This window comes from Dickeya sp. NCPPB 3274 (assembly GCF_000406205.1).
Lineage (GTDB): Bacteria > Pseudomonadota > Gammaproteobacteria > Enterobacterales > Enterobacteriaceae > Dickeya > Dickeya fangzhongdai.
Genome location: NZ_CM001979.1, coordinates 173,349 through 195,492 on the forward strand (window position 1 = coordinate 173,349; position 22,144 = coordinate 195,492).

Sequence of the window (22,144 nt, forward strand, 5' to 3'; positions counted from 1 at the left end):
GCCACCCCTTTTTCTGAGAACCCAGTTTTCTGAGACCCTTGTTTTCTGAGAACCTTGTGCATGACTGCTTCCCGTCCTGTTTTTGGCCGCAGCCTGCTGCCTTACCTGCTGGTGCTGCCGCAGCTGGCCATCACGGTGATCTTTTTCCTCTGGCCTGCCGGGCAGGCGCTCTGGTACTCGGTGCAGAGCGTAGACCCGTTCGGCCTCTCCAGTCAGTTTGTCGGGCTGGACAACTTCACCAATCTGTTCCACGACAGCTATTACCTCGGCTCGTTTTACACCACGCTGCTGTTCAGTTTTCTGGTGGCGGCGTCCGGGTTGATCGTGTCGCTGTTTCTGGCCGCGCTGGTGGACTACACCCTGCGTTTTAGCCGCCTGTACCAGACGCTGCTGATTCTGCCTTATGCGGTCGCGCCCGCGGTGGCGGCGGTGCTGTGGATGTTTCTGTTCAACCCCGGCCTGGGGCTGATTACCTGGCTGCTGCACCAGTGGGGTTACGACTGGAACCACGCCCAGCACAGCGGTCAGGCGATGTTGCTGGTGGTGCTGGCCTCGGTGTGGAAGCAGATTAGCTACAACTTCCTGTTTTTCCTGGCGGCGTTGCAGTCCATCCCCCGTTCGCTGATCGAAGCGGCGGCGATTGACGGCGCCGGGCCGGTGCGCCGTTTCTTCAATCTGGTGCTGCCGCTGATTTCGCCGGTGAGTTTCTTCCTGCTGGTGGTCAACCTGACCTACGCCTTTTTCGACACCTTCCCGGTGATCGATGCCGCCACCGGCGGCGGGCCGGTGCAGGCCACGACTACCTTGATCTACAAGATTTACCGCGAAGGGTTCGCCGGTCTTGATCTCTCCAGTTCGGCGGCGCAGTCGGTGGTACTGATGCTGGTGGTGACCGTGCTGACGGTGATTCAGTTCCGCTTTGTCGAGCGTAAGGTGAACTATCAATGAGCAGGTTTGCAATGACAGGGAACCGAATGATCGAAAACCGCCGCGGGCTGGATATGTTCAGCCACGCCATGCTGGTGGTCGCCATTCTGGTGGTGCTGTTTCCTCTGTACGTGGCGTTTGTCGCTGCGAGCATGAGTCAGGAGCAGATGTCTCAGGTGCCGATGTCGCTGCTGCCCGGCGGCCACCTGTGGGAAAACCTGGCGGATATCTGGCGGCACGGGGTAGGCGACAACAACAGCGCGCCGTTCGGCCTGATGCTGTTTAACAGCTTTGTGATGGCGCTGGCGATCACCATCGGCAAAATCAGCGTTTCGATGCTGTCGGCTTTCGCCATCGTCTATTTCCGTTTTCCGTGCCGCAACCTGTTCTTCTGGATGATTTTCTCCACCCTGATGTTGCCGGTGGAAGTGCGCATTTTCCCGACGGTCGAGGTGATTTCCCATCTCCATATGACCAACAGCTATGTCGGGTTGACGCTGCCGGTGATGGCGTCCGCCACCGCCACGTTTCTGTTCCGCCAGTTCTTCATGACGTTGCCGGACGAACTGCTGGAAGCGGCGCGTATCGATGGCGCCAGCCCGATGCGCTTTTTCTTCGACATGGTGCTGCCGTTGTCCAAAACCAATCTGGCGGCGCTGTTTGTCATCACCTTTATCTACGGCTGGAACCAGTATCTGTGGCCGCTGTTGATCGTCAACGACCCCCATTTGGGCACCGCGGTGGCCGGGATCCAGAGCATGATCGCCACCGGCGACACCGCTACGCCCTGGCATCAGGTGATGGCGGCGATGCTGATAACCATGCTGCCGCCGTTGTTGATTGTGTTGCTGATGCAGCGCTGGTTTGTTCGCGGTCTGGTTGATAGTGAGAAATAGAATCTTATGGCATGTTTAAAACTTCAGGCCGTCACCAAATCCTATGACGGCAAAACTCAGGTGATTCAGCCGATCGATCTCGATGTGGCGGACGGCGAATTCGTGGTGATGGTCGGCCCGTCCGGCTGCGGCAAATCCACGCTGCTGCGCATGGTGGCGGGTCTGGAGCAGACCACCAGCGGCGATATTTACATCGGTGAGGAGCGCGTTACCGACAAAGAGCCGAAAGATCGCGGCATTGCGATGGTGTTCCAGAATTACGCGCTCTATCCGCATATGAGTGTTTACGACAACATGGCGTACGGCCTGAAAATTCGCGGTTTCGGCAAAGCGCAGATTCGCCAGCGGGTGGAAGAAGCGGCGCGCATTCTGGAACTGCAACCGTTGCTCAACCGCAAGCCGCGCGAGCTGTCCGGCGGCCAGCGCCAGCGCGTGGCGATGGGGCGCGCCATCGTGCGCGAACCGGCGGTATTCCTGTTTGATGAACCGTTGTCCAACCTCGACGCCAAGCTGCGGGTGCAGATGCGCCTTGAACTGCAACAGCTGCACAAGCGGCTGAAAACCACCAGCCTGTACGTCACCCACGACCAGGTGGAGGCGATGACGCTGGCCCACCGGGTGATCGTAATGAACAAAGGCGTGGCGGAGCAGATCGGCGCGCCGGCGGAGATTTACCGCAAACCGGCGTCGCTGTTTGTCGCCAGCTTCATCGGCTCGCCCGCCATGAATCTGTGGGCCGGACAGGTGAGCGCCGACGGCAGCCGGGTCGAGCTGTCGGCGGATTTCTCGCTGCCGTTGCCGGTTGCGAAACCGGCATGGCAAGGGCGCGACGTCACGCTCGGCATGCGTCCGGAGCACATTTTGCAATCCACCGCCGGCGCCGGCGGCGTGCCGCTGGTGGTGGAGACCCTGGAGCTGCTGGGCGCGGATAATCTGGCGCACGGCAAATGGGCGGGGCAGAATATCGTGGTGCGCCTGTCGCACGAGCATTGTCCGGCGGTGGGGGAAACCCTGTGGCTCAATCTGCCGGCCGCATCCTGGCATATATTTGATTCGCAAAGCGGATTACGGATGGAAGCATGACCCCGAACTGGCCTTATCCTGCTATCGTCGCCCACCGCGGCGGCGGCTCTCTGGCGCCGGAAAATACGCTGGCGGCGATTGATGTCGGCGCGCATCACGGCCACAAAATGATTGAGTTTGACGCCAAGCTGTCGCAGGACGGGCAGATTTTCCTGCTGCACGACGACACGCTTGAACGCACCAGCAACGGCTGGGGCGTGGCGGGCGAGCTGCCGTGGGACAAGCTGGTGGGGCTGGACGTCGGCAGTTGGTACAGCCGCCAGTTCCACGGCGAACGCCTGCCGCTGTTGTCGGAGGTGGCGAAGCGTTGCGCACAGTACGGTCTGGCGGCCAATATCGAGATCAAACCGACCACCGGCTGTGAGGAGCAGACCGGTCGCGTGGTGGCGCTGGCCGCACGCGAGCTGTGGCAGAACCATCCGGTCGCGCCGCTGTTGTCGTCGTTTTCGGTTGCGGCATTGGACGCAGCGCAGCAGGCGGCGCCGGAGCTGCCGCGCGGACTGTTGCTGGACGAGTGGGACGACGACTGGCGCATCCTGACCGAACGGCTGGGCTGCGTGTCGATCCACCTTAATCACCAATTGCTGGATGAGACGCGCGTCAGGCTGCTGAAAGACGCCGGGCTGCGTATTCTGGTGTACACCGTTAATCAACCGGATCGCGCTCGCATCCTGCTGCAGTGGGGCGTTGACTGTGTCTGTACCGACCGGATAGATTTGATTGGACCACAATTTAATTAACGCCGGCTGAATGTCGTCTGTCCCGACAGCGCGCCACGCCGGCCAATAAACCGGCGTGTTTCGTCAGGCGTTTCCTGTATGACCTCGGGCCGTCCGGCCCGTTCTCCCGGCGGGGCTGCTGCTGCGCCGTCGTGATAAGCCATCAGCCTTCGCCTGGGTGAACCGCGCGTTTTTTAAGGAAGGGCGATGCCCACGTTTATTCTTTCTCTCTGGCACCAGATTGTTCTTTCACTGCCGCTGTTTGTACTGATTGCGCTGGGGTATGGCCTGATTCGTTTCGGCCGCTGGCCGTCGACCGTAACCGATGCGCTGACCAAATTCGTATTTTCAGTGGCGCTGCCTGCCATGCTGTTCCGCATGATGTGCGATTTCTCCAAACGACCGGCGGTGGACGCCCGGCTGCTGATCGCCTTCTTCGGCAGTTGTCTTATTGTGTTTGTGCTTGGCCGGATTGTCGCCAGTCGGGTGTTTCGGCTGGATGGCGTGTCCGGCTCGGTGTTCTCGCTCAGCGGGATTTTCTCCAACAACGTAATGCTCGGTTTGCCGATCGCCACCCTGATGCTCGGCCCGCAGGCGATTCCGTCCGTGGCGCTGGTGCTGGTGTTCAACGGCCTGATTTTGTGGACGCTGGTGACCGTCTCGGTGGAATGGGCGCGCAACGGTTCGCTGTCGATGCAGGGGTTCACTAAAACCGCGCTCGGCGTGCTGAAAAACCCGCTGATCATCGGCATTCTGTCCGGTACGTTCTACAGCCTCACCGGATTGCCGCTGCCGGATAGCATCGATAAGCCTGTCGGTATGCTGAGTCAGATCGGCGTGCCGCTGTCGCTGGTGGCGCTGGGTATGGGGCTGGCGGAATACCGTATTCGCGACGGCTGGCAAATCAGCGTCGCCATCTGTTTCATCAAACTGTTGGTGCAGCCGCTGGTTGTATGGGTGCTGGCGGTGGCGCTGGGCCTGCCGGAGATGGAAACACGGGTGGTGGTGCTGCTGGGGTCGATGGCGGTGGGCGTCAATATCTACCTGATGTCCCGGCAATTCAATGTGCTGGGCGGCCCGGTCGCCGCCAGCCTGTTGATGTCGACCGCGCTGGCCGGCATTACCACGCCGCTGATTCTGACGCTGATGGGCGTGAGGGTATAACCCCATCCGCAACCCGCCTACCATCACTGAGGTGAGCGGCGGGAAGTCCGTACCGGTTGGAAGCGTCAGTATCGGTTGAGCGTTAGTACCGGTTGGTATTGCCCGGAGCGGATTGCTGGATGCGCTGGCGATTCTGTTCCAGTTGCTGTTGCAACTGGCGCTGCTGTTCACGGCTGCGCTGCTGGATGTCGCTATTCAGTTGCTGTTGCTGCAGCGCCTGATTTTGCTGCATCTCCTGCAGCAGTCGCTTCTGACTGCTGATGCCGTTTTCAAATTGCTGCTGCTGGGGCGATATCTGTTGCGTGGCGGCCTGCGCCAGCAACGGCAGGCTCAGGAGCAGCATCAGGGGAGATATTATTTTCATGATTCCTCCGGGGAAACGGCTGTCGGATACCGCTTTATTCTAGCTGTTAATCAGGGCGTCGTCCCGGCCTTTGCCGACACTTCAGACGATTCGCGGCGCCAGCCCCGGCTGGGGCGTGGGCGTGGAATAGGCTATACTGACGCCCACCTTTTTTCGTACCTGACTTCATCATGTTTCATATCGCGCTCTATGAGCCACAGATTGCGCCCAACACCGGCAATATTATCCGTCTGGCGGCCAACAATGGCTGTTCGTTGCACCTGATCGAACCGCTGGGCTTCGATTTCGAGGAAAAAAAGCTGCGTCGCGCCGGGCTGGATTATCACGATCTGGCGAATGTCAGCCGTCATCGCAACTATCAGGACTTTCTGCAGGCGGTGGCGGGGCAGCGGATTTTCGCCTGCACCACCAAAGGCAGCCGCCCTTACGACGAGCCCGACTACCACCCGGGCGATGTGCTGCTGTTCGGCTCTGAAACCGCCGGTCTGCCGGATGATATCCGCAACGGTTTCGCGCCGGAATGCCGGATCCGCATCCCGATGGAGCCGAACTGCCGCAGCCTGAATCTGTCCAACTCGGTGGCGATCATCAGTTATGAGGCCTGGCGACAGAATGGGTTTGGCGGCCGGCGCTGACGCGCCACGCCCGTCATGATCAATTGATCGACACGACTAACCCATCGGAACGACCAACAGGAGAGCGCGTGGTGACCTATTCGATACCTGCTTCTGCGCTGCGGCGCACCCTGATCATGGGCAACAGCGGTTCGGGGAAAAGCTGGCTGGCGGAACAATTGGCGGCCCGGCTACAGGCGCCCGCCATCGACCTGGATCTGATCAACTGGGAGCCGGGCGGCTACGGGAAAGCGCGCGACCGGGCGCGGGTCAAAGCCGAGGCTCGGGCGCTGGCGCAGGACGAATGCTGGATCATGGAAGGGGTTTACGGTTGGTTGATGCAGGAAGTGGTGCGGCAGGCTACTGTGTTGATTTGGCTGGATATTCCGGTTGAAGAATGCCTGACCAATATTCGTCAGCGCGGGCTGCGCCGCGGCGGCGATGAGGCGGCGCTGGCCGAATTGCTGCGCTGGGCGGGCGAGTACCGGGAGCGGCAAAGCAACAGCTCGTTCAGCGGGCATCAACGGGTGTTTGAGCAGTGCGCGCCATCGCAGCGCCTCGTGTTACGCAGCCGCGAGGACATCGAACGTTTTATGGCGGGGATTTTGCCGGACGACTGAACGCCCGGCGCGTGGTATCAACGCTGTTGCAAGATGGGGGAGCGGCGCGCCGGTATCGGATTGAGCAGGAACACCACTTCTCCGCGGTAAAACGGCGATGCCGCCAGCCGCCGCTGCCATTGTTCATCCCACTTGCCTTGTTGCACCAGCCCGAGGCGGAACGGCAGTTTCAGGTTCATCAGCGTTGGCAGATAGGCGGCGTAATTCTCCACCGTGCGCCGTCCCTGATAGGTCTGCACCACCAGTTCATCCACTACGCCGTTCAGACGGTTGAGTTGCCGGACATCGCCGGTTTTGGCCCAGTCCAGCAGCCCGGTGACGCTCAGGCGACAGTCAGGCGGCAACTGCTGGCGGAGCGTTTGCAGAAAAGCGACGTAGTGCGACAGGTGGTAGCTTTTGGCGTCGAAATCGATCTGGATGCCGTCGACCCGGTTGCCGGCGGCGGCCCAACGCTGCCGCAGTTGCAGCAGGCGTCGCAGTTCCGGTGCGCCAAGGCGCAGTTCGGAAACCCGAAACGACAGCCAGAGATGCCGGATCGGCAGGGCGCTGACCGGAATTCCCTGACGCAGAAATACGGTTTTGCCGTTCCGGCGGGCAATTTCCCCCTGATGCAGATAGAGCGTGTCCGCCTGAGACAACACCGGTTGCGGCTGCACCGCCGCCCACAGCCAGAAGGCGTGATAGCGGGCGGCGTTAACGGTGGCGCTGTACGCGGTGGAACTCAGGCACAGCAGGCTCGTCAGCACAACGGTACAACGGACTACCAGTAGTATTTGAGCTGTCGCGCCCATTGGCTGCCTTTAAAGTCCGCTTTGAGCTGCCGGAACCACGCTTTGCGCGTTTCCTTGCTGATATCCTGCGAACCGCAGTCGTTGTAACCGCTTGGCGCATAGCAGTAGATGGCGCGGTAGAGCGCGTAACTCTTGTCTTCCGGCGCGGCTTTCGCGTCGGCGATCACCTGCATGTAGTTGTCCAGACGATTGAATTCCTTGCCTGGATACTGGGCGGCGGCATCCGTCAGGCCGTTGAGCATGTTGCTTTCGCCCCAGTCGAATCCAACGCCGTTGCCGGTGCGCAGGACGAACTCGCCCAGGCAGTTGAGGGCATGGGCGTCATTGGCGTTCTGGCTCAGGGTCGTGACCGTTTCCTGTAGCGTCGGGCATTCGTATCCTTCCTCGGTGTCGCTGCCGTCCCAGCCGAATACGGTCAGGTCTTCCTCGTTCCAGCTCATGTTCTCGGTGCTTTTCAGCGGTGCGATGGTTTGCAGCAGCGCGCTGTCTTTCAGAAAACCGGCGTAATCGCGGTGTGTCAGTTGCTTGGTCAACAGCGTGTGCAGGGCGATGGCGCGTTCTTCATGCGTCTGCTGAGGGCCGGTCTGGCGGTGCAACAGCTCGGCATCGGCGCTGACTTTCAGGATGGCGGAGCGAAAACGCAGATTTTTGACCGGGCTTTCCGGCGTGAATACCCGTTCCGGCTGGCCGCTGTCCACCAGCGTTTGCGCCAGCGTCAGTTGCAGGAATTGTTGCTGGGTGTAGGTGGTTTTCAGCATCAGCAGATGACGCCAGTGCGCTTCCGCCTCGTCCCACTGTTTTTGCTGTTGCATCGCCAGCCCGCGCAGCACCTGACTGCTGAAAGCGGTGACGTTGGTGATATCTTCCGCGGTGGTCATCGGCAGGGTCTTCAACACCGCGGCGTAGTCCCGTTGCAGGTAGTAATGAAACGCCGCCTGCAGATAGCGGAATTCTTCTTGCATACCCGCTTTTTCAAACAGCGGCTGCTGACGGGTGATTTCTTCCTGCGTCAGGGCGGGCAGCGTCATCCAGCCGTCAGGGCTGCGCAGGCGTTTGATGTCCTGCACCAGCATCAGGACCGGCGTATCGGCCGAGGTCACAAACTGGTTGTCTTCCAGCAGCTTGTTGTCAATTTCGTTGCCGATGGCCTGCAACTGATCCACGCTTTTGGCGGACGCCAGTACCTGGCTGAAACGACCGGCCAGCGCAACGATGTCGCCGCTGATCCACTCCGCCCGGCGGTACAGGCCGTTGGCCGAGTCGGCGTATTTTCCCCGCGGATACTGTTTCAGGTACTCATCGATACGCTGAACCGCCTGTTTCCCGGCGGTCTTGTCCATCTTGCGAGGGTCGAACATGTTGTATTCGTCCTGCGCGTCTTTCATCGCCTGATTAATCGATACCCGAATCAGCATATAACGGGCCGTTTCCGCCACCCACGGCTGGCTGGCCGGCAACAACTGCTGGAAGCCTTTATCCGCCTGATCCAACTGCCCTTCATAAAATGCCACCGCGCTGGCAAGGTAGCGGCGCAGTTCGCCGGCATGGCCGGCGTCCGGTACGCTGTCCAGATCGGTATTGGCGTCGCCGACGCCGTAATCGCTGGACAGCATTTTCATTCGCACCAGCGCCAACTGGGTACGCTGGGCGTCGTTCAGTTCCTTGTCCGCCAGCAGCAGATCGAAAAAGCTTTCCAGCGTGGTGGCGTCGTTGGAAACCCAACGCCCATCCAGATCAACCGGCGTCAGGTCGCGCAGCTTATTCAGTTCGGCATCAGGAAAATGCAACTGGGCGGCTTTTTGCAGCAGCGAGGCGTTCTCTTCGTCGGCTTTGTCGTCCGAGGGCGCGCTGGGGTCGGCCGGCGCGTCGGTGTCCGCGCCGGCGCTGTTGCCTTCGGTGGCGGCCAGCCCCATCACGCGGTAAGCGGTGAACGGGTCGACGCGGGAACGGGTTTGGTCCGGCTCCGGCTGAGGTATCGGCAGCGGAATATGATTACGGCTGCTCTGCAGCAGCACCAGATTGGTGCGGGTGTCGTTATCCGGCAGAAGGTAGGGAAGCGCGGGCATACCGCAATCGGCATCGGAAAAACCGCATACGCCATCGCCGGAAGCGTATGTCGGCATCTGTACCAGCGTGGCGATAAGTCCAGCCAGTAAGGCTAATCCTTTCATGTCCTTTTCCTGTGCAGGGTGTCAGGCAACATCAAGAATTTATTCCATCAGGCATGTGCGGGTTCATGCATGACTGAAGGGATAATTTCTTTTGCCAGCGGGGTTGCGCGCGCGATTTCTCGCGGCCATTCGCCCGGCGGCACAGGTTCACACTCTACCCGAGCAGGGAAAAAACTCAATCGGTTGACGGCATGGATGTGACGTCGGGCGCGGGTGTCCGCGCCCGAAAAGGCAGGTTATCAACGTTGATAGAGCGGCAGCCAGAGCGTGAGCTGCAAACCGCCCAGCGGGCTTTCATCGGCTTTGGCCCAGCCGCGATGCTGGGAAATGGCGGTTTCGACGATCGCCAGCCCCAGACCGGTGCCGCCGGACTCGCGATCGCGGGCTTCATCCGTGCGGTAGAACGGCCGGAAAATCTGTTCCCGATCTTCCGGGCTAACGCCGGGACCATCGTCGCCGACGACAATGGTGACGCCCTGACTATCGACCGAGAACGACACGGCGATACGGCTGTGCGAATAACGAAGCGCATTACGCACCACGTTTTCCAACGCACTGTCGAGTGCGGTCGGGTTGCCGAACAGCGGCCAGGGACCAGGAGGCGATAACACCTCCAGCGTTTTACCCATCTGCTCGGCTTCAAAGCGGGCGTCGTCCAGCACATCGTTCCACAGTTCATCCGCCTGTAGCTCTTCCCGCGACAGTTCATGCTTGTGCTGGTTGCGCGACAGCACCAGCAGGTCGTTGATCATGCCGTCGAGCCGCTGGGTTTCAGTTTCGATGCGGTTCAGTTCGTTGCCTTCGCCCTGACGGCGGCGTAATAGCGCGGTCGCCAGTTGCAGACGGGTCAGCGGGGTGCGCAGCTCATGGGAAATGTCGGACAACAGGCGCTGCTGCGCCGTCACCATCCGCTCCAGCGCGCTCACCATTTGGTTAAAGCTGGCGCCGGTCGCCCGGAATTCCTGCGGGCCGGACTCCAGCTCCGGATGCTGCTTCAGATTACCGCGCGCCACTTCGTCGGCGGCGTTTTTCAGCTTACGCGCCGGTTTCGCCAGGCTCCAGGCCAGCCACAGCAACAGCGGCGAGCTGGTAAGCATGGTGACGATCAGCAGCAACAGCGGGCGGTCGAACAGCAGGTTGATAAAATCGGACTGCGGGCTGCTGGCGGGGCGCAGCATGTACATCAGGTAGCTGTCCTCGCCGTCGCGCACGGAAAACGGCCCCAGCAATTCCAGCCGGCCGTATTTTTTCTTCTGCGGGAAATCGGCGCTGTCGGACTGGCCGATAAAGTTGCGCACCATCTGCATTTCATTACGCTGGGCGCCAATCACTCGGCCTTCGCTGGTGACCAGCAGCAGGCGCTGGCCGGGCGGCGCCCATTTTTCGATCACGCGAAACAGACGTCGCCACCATAGCAAATCGTTAGCCGGATCGCTCGCCAGCTCGGCCTCAATGTGCTGCTCCAGCATCAGCCCCTGCCGTTGCTCGTTTTCCAGCAGGGGAGTGAGTTGCCGGGAATCCAGCTTGGGCAGCATCAGCACCAGCATCAGCACCAGGGCCAGCGTCAGCCAGAAAATGGCGAAGATTCGGGCGGTAAGACTGTTGATCATACAGCGGCAGCCCGAATCATGCGGTGGAAACCATCAAATAGCCTCTGCCGCGCAGGGTTTTAAACCAGGGCAGCCCATCCTTGCGCTCAGGTAATTTGCGTCGCAGGTTGGAGATATGCATGTCGATGGCGCGATCGAACGGCGTGAGGCGCTTGCCCAGCACTTCCTGACTGAGATGTTCGCGCGACACCACCTGACCCAGGCGCTGCGCCAGCAGGTAGAGCAGCGTGAATTCGGTGCCGGTCAGATCCAGAACTTCGTCGTCGAAGCTGGCTTCCTGACGGCCTGGATTAAGCCGTAGCGCATCTACCTCGATGGTCGGCGCGCTGGCTTCGCCCGCCTGCTGTTGGTCGGTCCAACTGGAGCGGCGCAGAATGGCGCGGATGCGGGCAACCAGCTCGCGATCGTTGAAGGGTTTAGGCAGATAGTCGTCCGCGCCCAACTCCAGGCCGAGCACGCGGTCCAGCTCGCTGCCGCGGGCGGTAAGCATGATCACCGGCGTCTGGTAGCGCTGACGAACTTCCTTGAGAGTATCGATGCCGTTTTTCTTCGGCATCATGATATCCAGCAATAACAGGTCAATCGAGTCATCCAGCACGCTTAACGCCTGTTCGCCGTCATGGGCGACAACGACGTTAAAGCCTTCCATTTCGAGCAATTCCCGCAACAGGGATGTCAGCTCGCGATCGTCATCAACCAACAGGATTTTATTCATGATTTACCTACCTCCACGGGCAAAATACGTCATAGATCGCCGCTATTCCATGACTTTACGTAGTTTTACATCGTCTGACGCATGTTTGCAGCAAGGCAATTAGACTAACTCCATCGATTCGCCAAACAGTACACGTCACACCGTACGCAAACACAAGCCGTACGTGAATTACAGAGGAGTCATTGATGCGGGGCACCATCATCACGTTATCTTTTGCTTCACTGCTAATGTTGGTAACCGGCACCGTAATGGCGACTGAAAACGACGCCCCTGAGTTGGGGAACTGTTATCGCGATGACTCTGCCATGAAACGCGAAGAGAGTCAGCAGGGCATGTTTGACGGTGTGAAGTTGACGGAACATCAGCGTCAGCAAATGCGTGACCTGATGCGGCAAGTTCGCCATGAGCAGCCAGCCTATGACGCAAACGATGTGGAAATTATGCATCGGCTGGTGACGGCGGAAAAATTCGATGCTCCGGCGGTGCAGGCGCAGGTCGCCAGAATGGTTCAGGAGCAGATTGCGCGCCAGGTGGAGATAGCCCGGGTGAGCAACCAGATGTACAACATGCTGACGCCGGAGCAGAAATCGATTCTGAATCAGAAGCATGAACAGGTGATGCAGAGCGTGCGGCAGCGGATGTCGGCATCCGGATCGAGTAGCCAGAATTTGGAACTGTCCCGTCAGGGGCAGGATGAGAGTACCGAGTAATGCGTGTTTTTCCGAGTAGTGAGAGTAGTGCTGAGAGTAGTGCTGAGAGTAGTGTGTAGAGAAGTAACCTGTTTTCCTTGCCATAGACACCATCCCTGTCTTTCGCCCACCTTGAAGGTGGGCTTTTTTTTGCCTGTATTCTGTACCACCTTTTCCTGGCGCTGTTGTGCCATGGCTGTACCAACCCCCATTACGCGCGTTTTTGCCGGTCCGTCAGCATAATGTCCTCCACTGCCACAACGGGCTGAAGTCGCTTGAAAAAGTGTGTATCGACGGGCGTGGCGGTATTGGTTCCATACCCTGCATGGGTCCCTTTTATCGCTAATTCTGATGAGACACGTTATGAGCACAAAATATATCGCTCTGCTTACCGAGGTTGGGGCAGCCAGGCTGGCGAATGCGATTGCGCTGGGAAAACAACTGGAAATTACCCAGATGGGGGTGGGAGACGGTAGTGGTACGTTGCCGACGCCGGATGCGACGCAAACCAAGCTGATTAATGAAAAACGGCGCGCATCGCTCAATTCCCTGAACATCGACCCGTCCAATCCCAATCAGATTATTGCCGAGCAGGTAATTCCGGAAAATGAAGGCGGGTTCTGGCTGCGTGAAATCGGTTTGTATGACGCCGATGACAATCTGGTGGCGGTGGCCAACTGTCCCGAAACCTATAAACCGCAGATGCAGGAAGGCTCCGGTCGCGTGCAGACGGTACGCATGATTCTGGCGGTCGGCCAGGCTGATGCCGTATCGTTGAAAATCGACCCGGCGGTGGTGCTGGCAAGCCGGCAGTATGTGGACAACATGGCTCTGGCTAAAGCTCAAAATGGCGCGGATATTGCGGATAAAGCTCGGTTTATCGAGAATTTGGGCGTGAGGAGTGCATTCTCCGGTGTCATTGGCATGACACGAAATGCCACAATGAATATTCCCTCCGCTTCTTCTAATGCCAGGTTTGTTGCCGATGAAATCATTGTTGGAACGTCTTTGGGTGGAAGCCAATATCGCATTGGTTTATTCGAGAAGACGATCGATCTGACAAAAAATGGCGTTGGGGGGATGGATACCGGAACGGTCCCTGATGAAGGATTTGTCGGGATTTATGCCATTTTTAATCCGGTAACGATGGCGTCTGGTTTGCTCGCGGTTAATGCCACCGCAGTAAAATTGCCGGAGATCTATAGCGGAACCAATATGCCGGATGGATACACGGCATCGGCATTATTGACGGTTGTACCGGTCAAGGCGGGTAAGTTTATTCCGTTGTCTGTTCGAGGGCGAGAAGTATATATACCACCCAAGAGAATATATTCTGCTTTAAAAACCACAACAGATTTTAATGTTTCTATTAGTAGTGTTGCTCCATTAAATACTAAATCTATAAGTGGGTATACTCGACAAAGTAGCACTGCTTCTGGGTTATTATCTATGACAATTTGTGGTGATGGAAATGTTTTATCTGGACAGCAGATGACAGCCCATGTCATGGAAAATGGACTTTCATCGCAGAATTATGCTAATGTTGTAATCGTTAATGATGGCTATGTTGCTATTGCCACAAGTGATGCAACATCAGGAAATGTATTATTTGATGCATATGCTTCTAAATATTTAATATAATCTATTTTTATAATGATTTTTTATAAGTTTAAATTTTCTAAATTTATTCATTGGCCTCATTAACAAATGAGGCGATTTTTTTTAAATAACGTGATTGGTCACACGAGCTAAGAGTTTTCTCTGTTGTGTCATGAATACCATATCCATCATATCGCGTTATTTTTTATAAATATAGCGTAATGTTTTTTACGATGAAAACGAAAATGAATCGCCTGAAAAACATGGTGTTCCATTTTCTTTCGTAAGCATTTAATACCGGTGTTGTATGGTCTTTTCATTTATAAATAATCCTCAGAGAGAGAAAATGGGTACTAAATACTTTACATTACTTACCCGGGTCGGTGAGGTCAAACTGGCAGCGTCGATCTCGGCCGGAAAACCACTGCAAATTGCCCTGATGGGGGTAGGTGATGGGGGTGGTTCATTGCCAGCCCCGGATCCGTCACAAACCAGGCTGGTTAATGAAAAGCGGCGCGGGGTAATCAATTCGCTCACTATTGATCCTGACAATCCTAACCAAATGATTGCCGAGCAGGTGATTCCGGAAAATGAAGGTGGGTTCTGGCTACGTGAAATTGGTTTGTACGATATAGATGGCGATCTGATCGCGGTCAGCAATTGTCCGGAAACCTATAAACCGGAGCTGAAGGAAGGTTCTGGCCGGGTGCAGACGGTACGTATGATTTTGATTGTCAACAGTACCGAGGCAGTGACGCTGACGTTTGATCCGACGGTGGCGTTGGCGACGCGGCATTATGCCGAGACTCTGCTGACGAATCATGTTTTAGCGACTAACCCGCACAAGCAATATGCACCCATTGAAAGCCCGATTTTTACCGGTAATCCTGCAGCATCGACCCCGCCACTGTTTGATGCCGATACCAGTATTGCTACCACCGCGTTTGTACAGCGTGCGTTGGGAAATATGAAATCAGCGTTTGGTGTCAGGGAAAATAAGGTACTTACCAGTGATGCCTTTGGTTGTTTCATCGAGTCGCAAGTAGCAGATATTACGATTACGTTGCCTGATGCACTGCTTTGTCCTGGTGGAGTCATTGAGTTTAATAATATTTCCAATGGTGCAGTTATTATTTCTGGCGCGGGTTTAGATATTCTCGGCCCGAATAACCCATCTGGTTCGAAAACGTTGAGAATTCAAAGTGGTGTAAATGTAAGATTTCTTTCCACTGGCCCGCAGTGGCGAGCTATAGGTGGTGCAGGGGTTGCTGGTGCAGGATTGAACGGTTATCAGGTATTGCCATCCGGTATTATTATTCAATGGGGTATTGGAAGAACGTTAGCGGCGGGTGTTATTAACCAGTCATTTCCTATTGTATACCCCAATAATTTTTTCTCAGTCGTCATTACAGAAAACAACTCTGTTGGATGGAATTATACTGGTGTGACTGTTTATGGGCAAAGCAATAGTACCAGAGAAATGTTGAAAGGGTATGGCGCTTTTGTCCGTAATGGTGGTTCTGTTGAATTTTCTTCTGATATTTCTTATCAGTTTATTGCGATAGGGAACTGAGGTGTAATATGTTTTATTCCAAATCAAGTAATGGTTTTTATAGTAAAGAAGTTAATGGTGATAACATTCCCGGTGATGCGGTTGCAATAGGTGATGACTACTATCAACACTTATTGAGTGAGCAGGCGCTTGGTAACACGATTATTTTTGATGAATTGGCGAAAAAACCTATTGCTGTTACTCCAGCCCCCGTATCAGAAACACAGTTGGCTGAAGCAGTGCGGCGGCAGCGAGACAATTTATTGCTTGCCAGCGACTGGACTCAGGTACCGGATGCACCGGTTGATCAGCAAGCCTGGCGTTCTTATCGTGAAGTATTGCGTCAGGTTCCGGAACAAACGGGTTTTCCTCATAATGTAGAGTGGCCGGCGTTGCCTGGAAAATAAATAAAAGCACATTTTATTTACTCTCTCTACATTGTTTTATTTTTTCCCGCCTCTACGGCGGGTTTATTTTTATTTACGTGTTGTGCCATGGCTGATACAGCGCTAGTCAGACGACACGATGTTATCCCCTTTGCATAATGTTGTCTGAAACAGCAATGAAACGGAATGCGTTGCAAATACTGGCAACTATTTTTTCAGGGAGTTATTGCAACGCCAGTGACACTTGTAGGCGACATAGGGGATACCGGTTATGGCAGTGAAGTACATGGCATTGCTTACTCATGTGGGAACGACGAAATTGGCGAATGCCGTTGCGTTGGGAAAGGTACTGGATATTACATATATGGCGGTAGGTGATGGAGGTGGAAATCCGACAACGCCTGATCCTGCTCAAATGACATTGATTAATGAAAAACGTCGTGCTGCACTAAATTCCCTGAGTGTGGATCCGACTAATCCCAACCAGATTATTGCCGAACAGATAATTCCGGAAAATGAAGGCGGGTTCTGGTTGCGTGAAATCGGCTTGTACGACGCGGATGGCGACCTGATTGCGGTGGCTAACTGCCCGGAAACCTATAAACCGGAACTGAAAGAAGGGTCAGGCCGGATACAGACGGTGCGCATGATCCTGATTGTCAGCCGTACCGATGCGGTGGCACTGAAGTTTGACCCAGCGGTAGCACTGGCGACGAGGCATTATGCCGAGACGTTGCTGGCCGATCATGTCGCAGCGGCTAATCCGCACAACCAGTATGCACCGATTGCCAGTCCGGCGTTTACCGGCAACCCTATCGCACCGACAGCGGCGGCGGGAACTAATACGACGCAACTCGCCACCACCGCGTTTGTTGCGGGCGCTATTGATTTACAGTCGAATAAAACGGACAGCAGCATCAAACTAAAACTGGATATTAACGATATCGTCGGTATTCCGTTGCCGTGGCCTCAGAGCGCAGCGCCAGCGGGTTGGCTCAAATGTAACGGTCAGGCGTTTGATAAAACGTTGTATCCGCGGTTGGCGCAGGTCTATCCATCTGGAGTGCTGCCGGATTTGCGCGGCGAGTTTATTCGTGGCTGGGATGATGGGCGTGGGGTGGATGCGGGACGCGCTATTTTGTCAGCACAGACGGGATCACTTATCGTTGGCGATATTGCCAACAATATCAACATGGCGACGTTGAATAATGTTGGCGAAGCAGCGACAAAAGCCAATGTAGGCTGGGATATCGCTGAATTGACCTCAGCCAAGTATCCATCCATCCGGGTTAACATTGTGTCTGGTCAAACTGCGACTGATCCCTATCCATATTGCGGTGTTGCACGTCCCCGTAACCTCGCCTTTAACTACATCGTGAGGGCGGCGTGATGGCGGTATCGGCACAGGAAGCATGCGCTATGCTGACGGCCGAGGGACTGGCGTCCCGTGCGGGCTGGTTAAGGGTGTATCACGCAGATACGCTAACCCGTGAATATTATGGTAGCAGCGACGAATATCTGATGCCGGGGACGGGAATTCCGGCGCACAGTTATGCTGATGAACCGTCGCAATCTGTGGCGGAAGGGCAAGCGCAGCGCCGTTCGTCCGACGGTCTGCGTTGGGAACAGGTACCGGATCTTCGCGGGAAGACTGTCTACGATACGCAGACGCGCCAGCCGGGGGGGTGAGTGAATTGGGGCCTTTACCCGTGAGCCTGACCTTGTCGCCGCCAGCGAGCGAGTTTGACCGCTGGGATGGGGCACAATGGGTCACGGATACGGCGGCACATCAGGCGAGTCTGGTGCAGGCAGCCCGGCAGGAATGTGATGTGCGGCGTCAGACGGCGCATGACCGTATCCGGGAGCTGATCTATGCACAGGAGCTAGGGATGGCTACCGAACAGGAAACCCAGTCGCTCAAAGACTGGAAAACCTATCTGGTACAATTAAGTCGCGTCGACCCGGCCCATGCGCCTGATATTTGCTGGCCGACAATACCGACAAACTAATCCAAATCTATTCGATACCCGTTCGGAATAACCTCGCCAGGTTATTCCGAACGGGTTGTTTTCATTGGTCTACTCTGGACCGGTTGTTTCGATATATTCCCCCGCTCCTTATCGATTTTTCCTCTGCCAGCGGGGATTCAGTAACCTTGTTGTGCCATCACCACCACACCCGTATGAACGGGCGATTTGATGGGCTATCAGCATAATGGTTGTCACAAGGCACACAGGGGACGATGAGTACTTGCCGTGCTCTGATTTTTTCTGATGCCGTCAGGCTTTTTCCTTTATATTCATGTTGATGAGAGAATCGATGGGGACTAAATATTTCACCTTGCTCACCCAAGTGGGTGAGAAAAAACTGGCGGCGGCGATAGCCGCAGGAAAACCACTGGAGCTGGTACAAATGGGGGTGGGGGATGGAAACGGCGTACTCCCCACCCCGGACTCGGTACAGACCAGACTGGTGAACGAAAGACGGCGCGGGGTTATTAATTCGCTAACGGTTGATCCGGACAACGCCAGCCAAATGATTGCTGAGCAGGTGATCCCGGAAAATGAAGGCGGGTTCTGGCTGCGTGAGATCGGTTTGTACGACGTGGATGGCGATTTGATTGCGGTCGGTAACTGCCCGGAAACCTATAAACCGGAATTAAAAGAAGGCTCCGGTCGGATACAGACGGTGCGCATGGTGCTGATTGTCAGCCATACCGATGCAATAACGCTGAAATTTGACCCGACGGTGGCGCTGGCGACGCGACGCTATGCCGACACGTTACTAGCCGATCATGTCGCTGCTGTTAATCCGCATAAGCAATATGCGCCGATTGCCAGCCCGGCGTTTACCGGCAGTCCTGCGGCACCGACCGCCGCCGCAGGAACAAGTACGACACAACTGGCGACTACCGCTTTTGTTGCTGATGCAGTTGCTTATGCTATTGGCTTGCTGTCTGGTAAAACCGAGGCCAACACCAAACTCAAACTGGATATTAATGACATCGTTGGTATCCCACAGCCCTGGCCACAAGCCACAGTCCCTGATGGATGGCTCAAATGTAACGGCCAGGCGTTTGATAGAAGTCGCTATCCACGGTTGGCACAGGTCTATCCGTCGGGCGTATTGCCGGATTTGCGCGGCGAGTTTATTCGTGGCTGGGATGATGGGCGTGGGGTGGATGTAGAGCGGGCGCTTTTGTCTGCTCAGAAAGATGGCATACGTAATATTTTGGGATCGTTCGGATCGGAGGCGCTGTTCGCCGGAGGGGCATCAAATCAGCCAGTTCCCACGGGAGCTTTTACTTTCGCCGAGAATACTCAGTCGTCACATGTCGGCGCTTCCGTTGGTGGGGAGGGGCAACTGATCATGCTTGACGTGTCGAGAGTCGTTCCCACTGCGCCGGATAATCGCCCCCGCAACATCGCCTTTAACTACATCGTGAGGGCCGCGTAATAACGATATCGACACAGGAAGCTCGTGCCGTGCTGGCGGCCGATGGACTGGCATCCCATGCCGGCTGGCTGCGGGTTGTATCACGCAGATACGCTAACCCGTGAATACTATGGTTACAGCGATGAATATCTGATGCCGGGAACCGGGATTCCGGCACACAGTTATGCGGATGAACCGCTGCAATCCGTGACGCAAGGGCAGGCGCTGTGCCGCTCGGCTGATGGCCAGTGTTGGGAGTCGGTGTCGGATTTTCGCGGACATACCGCTTACCATACGCAGACGCGTCAGCCACAGACCATCAAGGTGTTGGGCGAGCTGTCCGCCAGTCTGACTCTGTTGCCGCCCACCAGCGAGTGTGACCGCTAGGATGGTGAAAAGTGGGCAACGGATGCGATTGTGTATCAGGCGAGCCTATTACAGGCGGCACGGCTGGAGCGCGATGCCCGGTGCCAGATGGCGCATGATCGAATCCAGGAACTGACTTACGCACAGGAACTGGCGATCGCTACCAGTCAGGAAACGCAGGCACTCAAAGATTGGAAAACCTATCTGGTGCAATTAAGCCGTATCAACCTGACTCACGCCCCAAGCATCAACTGGCCTGTTTCCCCCACCTGCTAACGGGGTGCGGTTGGCGCGTCCGTTTGAGGCCACAACATCTCAACCAGCTGTTCCGGGTAGAAGGTATCCGGCGTGGCGAGCAGTTCATCGCGGCTCCACCAGTGATGGTCCCGCATCATGTCCCGTTCATGCGCTGTCCATGCGTCAGTGTGGATGGCGCTGTCTGTGACGCGAATGACAAAAAAACGCTCATCGGCTATCACGGTGTCCCCGTTGGGCATCGCCATGCTAAAACTTTGGGCGGCGACGCAAGGGCCGGGGTCCTGACGGCGGATACCGGTTTCTTCCCACATTTCCCGCAGCGCCGCTTGCTCAAAGGTTTCTCCGCTTTCCACTGCGCCGCCCGGCGTGGCCCAATAACGTTTCCCGGCAAGGGCATCACGAGTATGGTGAAACAGGAATAACAACACCCGTTGTTCAGGATTGAGGATCAGCAGGCGTGAGGCAGGTCGGCGTTTCATAAGTGTTCCTGGCGTATATCTGGTCGTCAGTATTCTCCCCGTCATCTGAAGTGATGTCCATGTCGGCAGGCAAAATCTGCATGATGGCGCGGTTGCCGGGGCATGTCGGGTAACTGTCGGGTTGCTGTCCGGTTGCTGTCGTGGTGTATTGAAGGGGGCTGGCGCAGGCTGTTAGCGAGGTTTAATTCAACAGGAGTACATCATGAATACGATCAAATCACAGCGCCTCGCCCGCGCCTGGTCTCAGGAACAACTGGCTGAACTGTCTGCGTTGAGCGTCAGAACCATCCAGCGGATCGAAAATGGGGAACGCGCCAGTTTGGAAACGCTCAGCGCCATTGCCGCCGCGTTTGGCGTTAACGTGACGGTGCTGATGGAGGAAGACAGCGAGCAGGCGGTGAGCGGCGAATCGCTGGCGCAGCGTATTGAGCAGGCCAGAACGCAGGTCAGTCAGGAGAGCCGTTTCTGGCGTGGCCTGCTGCTGTTTGTGCCGGTGAATGCGCTGTTGTTTGCCATCAATCAGTTGGTCAACCCGCAAACGCACTGGTTCTTATGGCCGTTGCTGATTTGGGGCGGGGTGCTGGCGATGCGGGCGGCGCGGGTTTTCTGGCTGCGCGATCGCTGGTCGCGCTGGGAGCAGGAACGGTTGCAGAAAATTCTGCGCAAGCCGTAAGCCTGTCATTATTGAACGTAGCGCCTATGCTGGGAAACCGGAACTTATCGGGAAACCGGAAATAAAGTGTCACGGTTTTCCAGCGTCAGAATTCGGTATACTGACCCCCTCGCTTGAATGGAATTGTGTATGAATTCTCATTACGCGCGCCTGGTGACGACTGCCGCTTTTCTGGCTACCGCCACGGCGTTATCTCTGTTTGGTATGAAAGTGTACGCCTGGTGGTACACGGGGTCGGTCAGTTTGCTGGCGTCGCTGGTCGATTCGCTGGTGGATATCGCGGCCTCGCTGGTCAATTTGCTGGTGGTGCGTTACTCGCTGCAACCCGCCGATACGGAACATACGTTCGGGCATGGCAAAGCCGAATCGCTGGCCGCGCTGGCGCAGAGCATGTTCATTTCCGGTTCGGCGCTGTTTTTGTTATTGACCGGCGCCCAGCATCTGATTACCCCGCAGCCGTTGCAAGGGCCTGAACTGGGGATGTGGATTACTATTATCGCGCTGGTGGTGACGGGGTTGCTGGTGACATTCCAGCGCTGGGTGATCCGCAAGACTCATAGTCAGGCGGTGCGGGCGGATATGCTGCATTATCAGTCGGACGTCCTGATGAATGGCGCGATTTTGCTGTCGCTGGCGTTGAGCTGGAAAGGTGTTAATTGGGCCGATGCAGTGTTCGCGCTGGGGATCGGCGTCTATATTTTAGGCAGTGCGTTGCGAATGGCGTATGAGGCTATTCAGGTGTTGCTGGATCGGGCCTTGCCGGACGAGGAGCGGCAGGAAATCGTCAATATCGTGTCCTCATGGCCGGGCGTAAGCGGCGCGCACCAGTTGCGGACCCGCCGTTCAGGCCCGACCCGTTTTATCCAACTGCATCTCGAAATGGCGGATAACCTGCCGCTGGTGGAATCACATCAGATTGCAGACGAACTAGAGCAGGCATTGCTCAAGCGTTTCCCCGGTTCAGACGTTATCATTCATCAGGATCCCGTCTCGGTGGTGCCGCAGGAACAGCGTGGTCGCTGGGTGCTTTAAG

Annotated in this window: 23 protein-coding genes and 1 pseudogene; 18 read left to right on the forward strand and 6 right to left on the reverse strand. The window is 56.4% G+C overall.

Going from position 1 to position 22,144, the window contains the following annotated elements:
• The first annotated feature begins 60 nt into the window (after nucleotides 1–60).
• From ugpA to DXX3274_RS01445, 5 genes are all read left to right on the forward strand, one after another.
• Nucleotides 61–948: a sn-glycerol-3-phosphate ABC transporter permease UgpA gene (gene ugpA, locus DXX3274_RS01425; protein ID WP_042858190.1), complete on the forward strand. Its 888-nt coding sequence runs from the start codon at nucleotides 61–63 to the stop codon at nucleotides 946–948.
• 26 nt (nucleotides 949–974) lie between these two features.
• On the forward strand, nucleotides 975–1,823 hold the full coding sequence (ugpE, locus tag DXX3274_RS01430; RefSeq protein ID WP_042858191.1) for a sn-glycerol-3-phosphate ABC transporter permease UgpE: 849 nt from the start codon (nucleotides 975–977) through the stop codon (nucleotides 1,821–1,823).
• A 6-nt stretch (nucleotides 1,824–1,829) separates the two neighbouring features.
• Entirely contained in the window at nucleotides 1,830–2,906 is a 1,077-nt protein-coding gene (locus DXX3274_RS01435; protein WP_042858193.1) for a sn-glycerol-3-phosphate import ATP-binding protein UgpC, read from the forward strand.
• Nucleotides 2,903–3,646 carry a glycerophosphodiester phosphodiesterase gene (gene ugpQ, locus DXX3274_RS01440; protein WP_042858194.1) on the forward strand — a complete coding sequence of 248 codons (744 nt, stop codon included), beginning with the start codon at nucleotides 2,903–2,905 and terminating at the stop codon, nucleotides 3,644–3,646. The genes DXX3274_RS01435 and ugpQ overlap by 4 nt, the downstream gene beginning before the upstream one ends.
• 186 nt (nucleotides 3,647–3,832) lie before the next feature.
• A complete protein-coding gene (locus tag DXX3274_RS01445) occupies nucleotides 3,833–4,789 on the forward strand; it encodes an AEC family transporter (protein ID WP_042858196.1) in 957 nt (318 codons plus the stop codon).
• Between the two features lie 82 nt (nucleotides 4,790–4,871).
• Here the strand turns inward: DXX3274_RS01445 and DXX3274_RS01450 are convergent, their stop codons facing one another.
• Nucleotides 4,872–5,153 (reverse strand): DUF2756 domain-containing protein, encoded by a 282-nt coding sequence (locus DXX3274_RS01450; RefSeq protein WP_039695771.1) that lies wholly within the window; start codon nucleotides 5,151–5,153, stop codon nucleotides 4,872–4,874.
• 170 nt (nucleotides 5,154–5,323) lie between these two features.
• Here DXX3274_RS01450 and DXX3274_RS01455 point away from each other — a divergent pair, with 170 nt between their 5' ends.
• Together DXX3274_RS01455 and DXX3274_RS01460 are read left to right on the forward strand one after the other, a co-directional pair.
• The gene (locus tag DXX3274_RS01455; protein ID WP_042858199.1) at nucleotides 5,324–5,788 is read left to right on the forward strand and encodes a tRNA (cytidine(34)-2'-O)-methyltransferase; all 465 of its coding nucleotides are present in this window, start codon (nucleotides 5,324–5,326) and stop codon (nucleotides 5,786–5,788) included.
• A 71-nt stretch (nucleotides 5,789–5,859) separates the two neighbouring features.
• On the forward strand, nucleotides 5,860–6,387 hold the full coding sequence (locus tag DXX3274_RS01460; protein ID WP_042861795.1) for a hypothetical protein: 528 nt from the start codon (nucleotides 5,860–5,862) through the stop codon (nucleotides 6,385–6,387).
• 17 nt (nucleotides 6,388–6,404) lie between these two features.
• Here the strand turns inward: DXX3274_RS01460 and DXX3274_RS01465 are convergent, their stop codons facing one another.
• From DXX3274_RS01465 to cpxR, 4 genes are all read right to left on the reverse strand, one after another.
• Nucleotides 6,405–7,178: a DUF3142 domain-containing protein gene (locus tag DXX3274_RS01465; RefSeq protein WP_042858200.1), complete on the reverse strand. Its 774-nt coding sequence runs from the start codon at nucleotides 7,176–7,178 to the stop codon at nucleotides 6,405–6,407.
• Entirely contained in the window at nucleotides 7,148–9,349 is a 2,202-nt protein-coding gene (locus DXX3274_RS01470; protein WP_042858201.1) for a hypothetical protein, read from the reverse strand. Before DXX3274_RS01470 ends, DXX3274_RS01465 begins: the two co-directional genes overlap by 31 nt.
• Nucleotides 9,350–9,588: 239 nt before the next feature.
• Nucleotides 9,589–10,959, reverse strand: coding sequence for an envelope stress sensor histidine kinase CpxA (gene cpxA / locus DXX3274_RS01475; RefSeq protein WP_038664470.1), 1,371 nt, complete (start codon nucleotides 10,957–10,959; stop codon nucleotides 9,589–9,591).
• 16 nt (nucleotides 10,960–10,975) lie between these two features.
• Complete coding sequence (gene cpxR, locus DXX3274_RS01480) at nucleotides 10,976–11,674, reverse strand: envelope stress response regulator transcription factor CpxR (protein WP_038664473.1); 699 nt, start codon at nucleotides 11,672–11,674, stop codon at nucleotides 10,976–10,978.
• 185 nt (nucleotides 11,675–11,859) lie between these two features.
• Between cpxR and cpxP the strand changes: the two genes are divergently transcribed.
• From cpxP to DXX3274_RS24470, 9 genes and pseudogenes are all read left to right on the forward strand, one after another.
• Complete coding sequence (gene cpxP, locus DXX3274_RS01485) at nucleotides 11,860–12,384, forward strand: cell-envelope stress modulator CpxP (RefSeq protein WP_042858202.1); 525 nt, start codon at nucleotides 11,860–11,862, stop codon at nucleotides 12,382–12,384.
• A gap of 342 nt (nucleotides 12,385–12,726) precedes the next feature.
• Nucleotides 12,727–14,004 (forward strand): phage tail protein, encoded by a 1,278-nt coding sequence (locus DXX3274_RS24115; protein ID WP_238556076.1) that lies wholly within the window; start codon nucleotides 12,727–12,729, stop codon nucleotides 14,002–14,004.
• 304 nt (nucleotides 14,005–14,308) lie between these two features.
• Complete coding sequence (locus tag DXX3274_RS01495; protein ID WP_042858204.1) at nucleotides 14,309–15,535, forward strand: phage tail protein; 1,227 nt, start codon at nucleotides 14,309–14,311, stop codon at nucleotides 15,533–15,535.
• An 8-nt stretch (nucleotides 15,536–15,543) separates the two neighbouring features.
• Entirely contained in the window at nucleotides 15,544–15,921 is a 378-nt protein-coding gene (locus DXX3274_RS22535; RefSeq protein WP_042858205.1) for a tail fiber assembly protein, read from the forward strand.
• 250 nt (nucleotides 15,922–16,171) lie between these two features.
• Entirely contained in the window at nucleotides 16,172–17,290 is a 1,119-nt protein-coding gene (locus tag DXX3274_RS01505) for a phage tail protein (protein ID WP_042858206.1), read from the forward strand.
• Nucleotides 17,290–17,909 (forward strand): annotated as a pseudogene (locus DXX3274_RS01510) (tail fiber assembly protein). Before DXX3274_RS01505 ends, DXX3274_RS01510 begins: the two are co-directional and overlap by 1 nt.
• Nucleotides 17,910–18,219: 310 nt before the next feature.
• Nucleotides 18,220–19,356, forward strand: a complete 1,137-nt coding sequence (locus DXX3274_RS01515; protein WP_042861797.1) for a phage tail protein — start codon at nucleotides 18,220–18,222, stop codon at nucleotides 19,354–19,356.
• 24 nt (nucleotides 19,357–19,380) lie between these two features.
• Nucleotides 19,381–19,722 (forward strand): hypothetical protein, encoded by a 342-nt coding sequence (locus tag DXX3274_RS24465; RefSeq protein WP_371206806.1) that lies wholly within the window; start codon nucleotides 19,381–19,383, stop codon nucleotides 19,720–19,722.
• 30 nt (nucleotides 19,723–19,752) lie between these two features.
• Nucleotides 19,753–19,977, forward strand: coding sequence for a tail fiber assembly protein (locus DXX3274_RS24470; protein ID WP_371206807.1), 225 nt, complete (start codon nucleotides 19,753–19,755; stop codon nucleotides 19,975–19,977).
• On the opposite strand, the gene DXX3274_RS01525 is transcribed toward DXX3274_RS24470, so the two are convergent.
• On the reverse strand, nucleotides 19,974–20,438 hold the full coding sequence (locus DXX3274_RS01525; protein ID WP_042858207.1) for an NUDIX hydrolase: 465 nt from the start codon (nucleotides 20,436–20,438) through the stop codon (nucleotides 19,974–19,976). The two genes, DXX3274_RS24470 and DXX3274_RS01525, sit on opposite strands and share 4 nt — an antisense overlap.
• 202 nt (nucleotides 20,439–20,640) lie before the next feature.
• On the opposite strand from DXX3274_RS01525, the gene DXX3274_RS01530 reads away from it, so the two are divergent.
• Complete coding sequence (locus tag DXX3274_RS01530; RefSeq protein ID WP_042858208.1) at nucleotides 20,641–21,111, forward strand: 2TM domain-containing protein; 471 nt, start codon at nucleotides 20,641–20,643, stop codon at nucleotides 21,109–21,111.
• Between the two features lie 129 nt (nucleotides 21,112–21,240).
• On the forward strand, nucleotides 21,241–22,143 hold the full coding sequence (fieF, locus tag DXX3274_RS01535) for a CDF family cation-efflux transporter FieF (protein WP_042858209.1): 903 nt from the start codon (nucleotides 21,241–21,243) through the stop codon (nucleotides 22,141–22,143).
• Nucleotide 22,144 lies beyond the last annotated feature (1 nt).

Excerpts from the sequence above, each read along its gene's own strand:
- DXX3274_RS24115 (WP_238556076.1), top strand. The coding sequence starts at position 12,727 with ATGAGCACAAAATATATCGCTCTGCTTACCGAGGTTGGGGCAGCCAGG.
- DXX3274_RS01525 (WP_042858207.1), bottom strand. The coding sequence starts at position 20,438 with ATGAAACGCCGACCTGCCTCACGCCTGCTGATCCTCAATCCTGAACAA.
- DXX3274_RS01455 (WP_042858199.1), top strand. The coding sequence starts at position 5,324 with ATGTTTCATATCGCGCTCTATGAGCCACAGATTGCGCCCAACACCGGC.
- DXX3274_RS22535 (WP_042858205.1), top strand. The coding sequence starts at position 15,544 with ATGTTTTATTCCAAATCAAGTAATGGTTTTTATAGTAAAGAAGTTAAT.
- cpxR (WP_038664473.1), bottom strand. The coding sequence starts at position 11,674 with ATGAATAAAATCCTGTTGGTTGATGACGATCGCGAGCTGACATCCCTG.
- DXX3274_RS01530 (WP_042858208.1), top strand. The coding sequence starts at position 20,641 with ATGAATACGATCAAATCACAGCGCCTCGCCCGCGCCTGGTCTCAGGAA.
- cpxP (WP_042858202.1), top strand. The coding sequence starts at position 11,860 with ATGCGGGGCACCATCATCACGTTATCTTTTGCTTCACTGCTAATGTTG.
- DXX3274_RS01470 (WP_042858201.1), bottom strand. The coding sequence starts at position 9,349 with ATGAAAGGATTAGCCTTACTGGCTGGACTTATCGCCACGCTGGTACAG.
- fieF (WP_042858209.1), top strand. The coding sequence starts at position 21,241 with ATGAATTCTCATTACGCGCGCCTGGTGACGACTGCCGCTTTTCTGGCT.
- ugpA (WP_042858190.1), top strand. The coding sequence starts at position 61 with ATGACTGCTTCCCGTCCTGTTTTTGGCCGCAGCCTGCTGCCTTACCTG.
- ugpE (WP_042858191.1), top strand. The coding sequence starts at position 975 with ATGATCGAAAACCGCCGCGGGCTGGATATGTTCAGCCACGCCATGCTG.
- DXX3274_RS01450 (WP_039695771.1), bottom strand. The coding sequence starts at position 5,153 with ATGAAAATAATATCTCCCCTGATGCTGCTCCTGAGCCTGCCGTTGCTG.
- DXX3274_RS01445 (WP_042858196.1), top strand. The coding sequence starts at position 3,833 with ATGCCCACGTTTATTCTTTCTCTCTGGCACCAGATTGTTCTTTCACTG.
- DXX3274_RS01465 (WP_042858200.1), bottom strand. The coding sequence starts at position 7,178 with ATGGGCGCGACAGCTCAAATACTACTGGTAGTCCGTTGTACCGTTGTG.
- DXX3274_RS01495 (WP_042858204.1), top strand. The coding sequence starts at position 14,309 with ATGGGTACTAAATACTTTACATTACTTACCCGGGTCGGTGAGGTCAAA.
- DXX3274_RS01435 (WP_042858193.1), top strand. The coding sequence starts at position 1,830 with ATGGCATGTTTAAAACTTCAGGCCGTCACCAAATCCTATGACGGCAAA.
- ugpQ (WP_042858194.1), top strand. The coding sequence starts at position 2,903 with ATGACCCCGAACTGGCCTTATCCTGCTATCGTCGCCCACCGCGGCGGC.
- DXX3274_RS01515 (WP_042861797.1), top strand. The coding sequence starts at position 18,220 with ATGGGGACTAAATATTTCACCTTGCTCACCCAAGTGGGTGAGAAAAAA.
- cpxA (WP_038664470.1), bottom strand. The coding sequence starts at position 10,959 with ATGATCAACAGTCTTACCGCCCGAATCTTCGCCATTTTCTGGCTGACG.
- DXX3274_RS01505 (WP_042858206.1), top strand. The coding sequence starts at position 16,172 with ATGGCAGTGAAGTACATGGCATTGCTTACTCATGTGGGAACGACGAAA.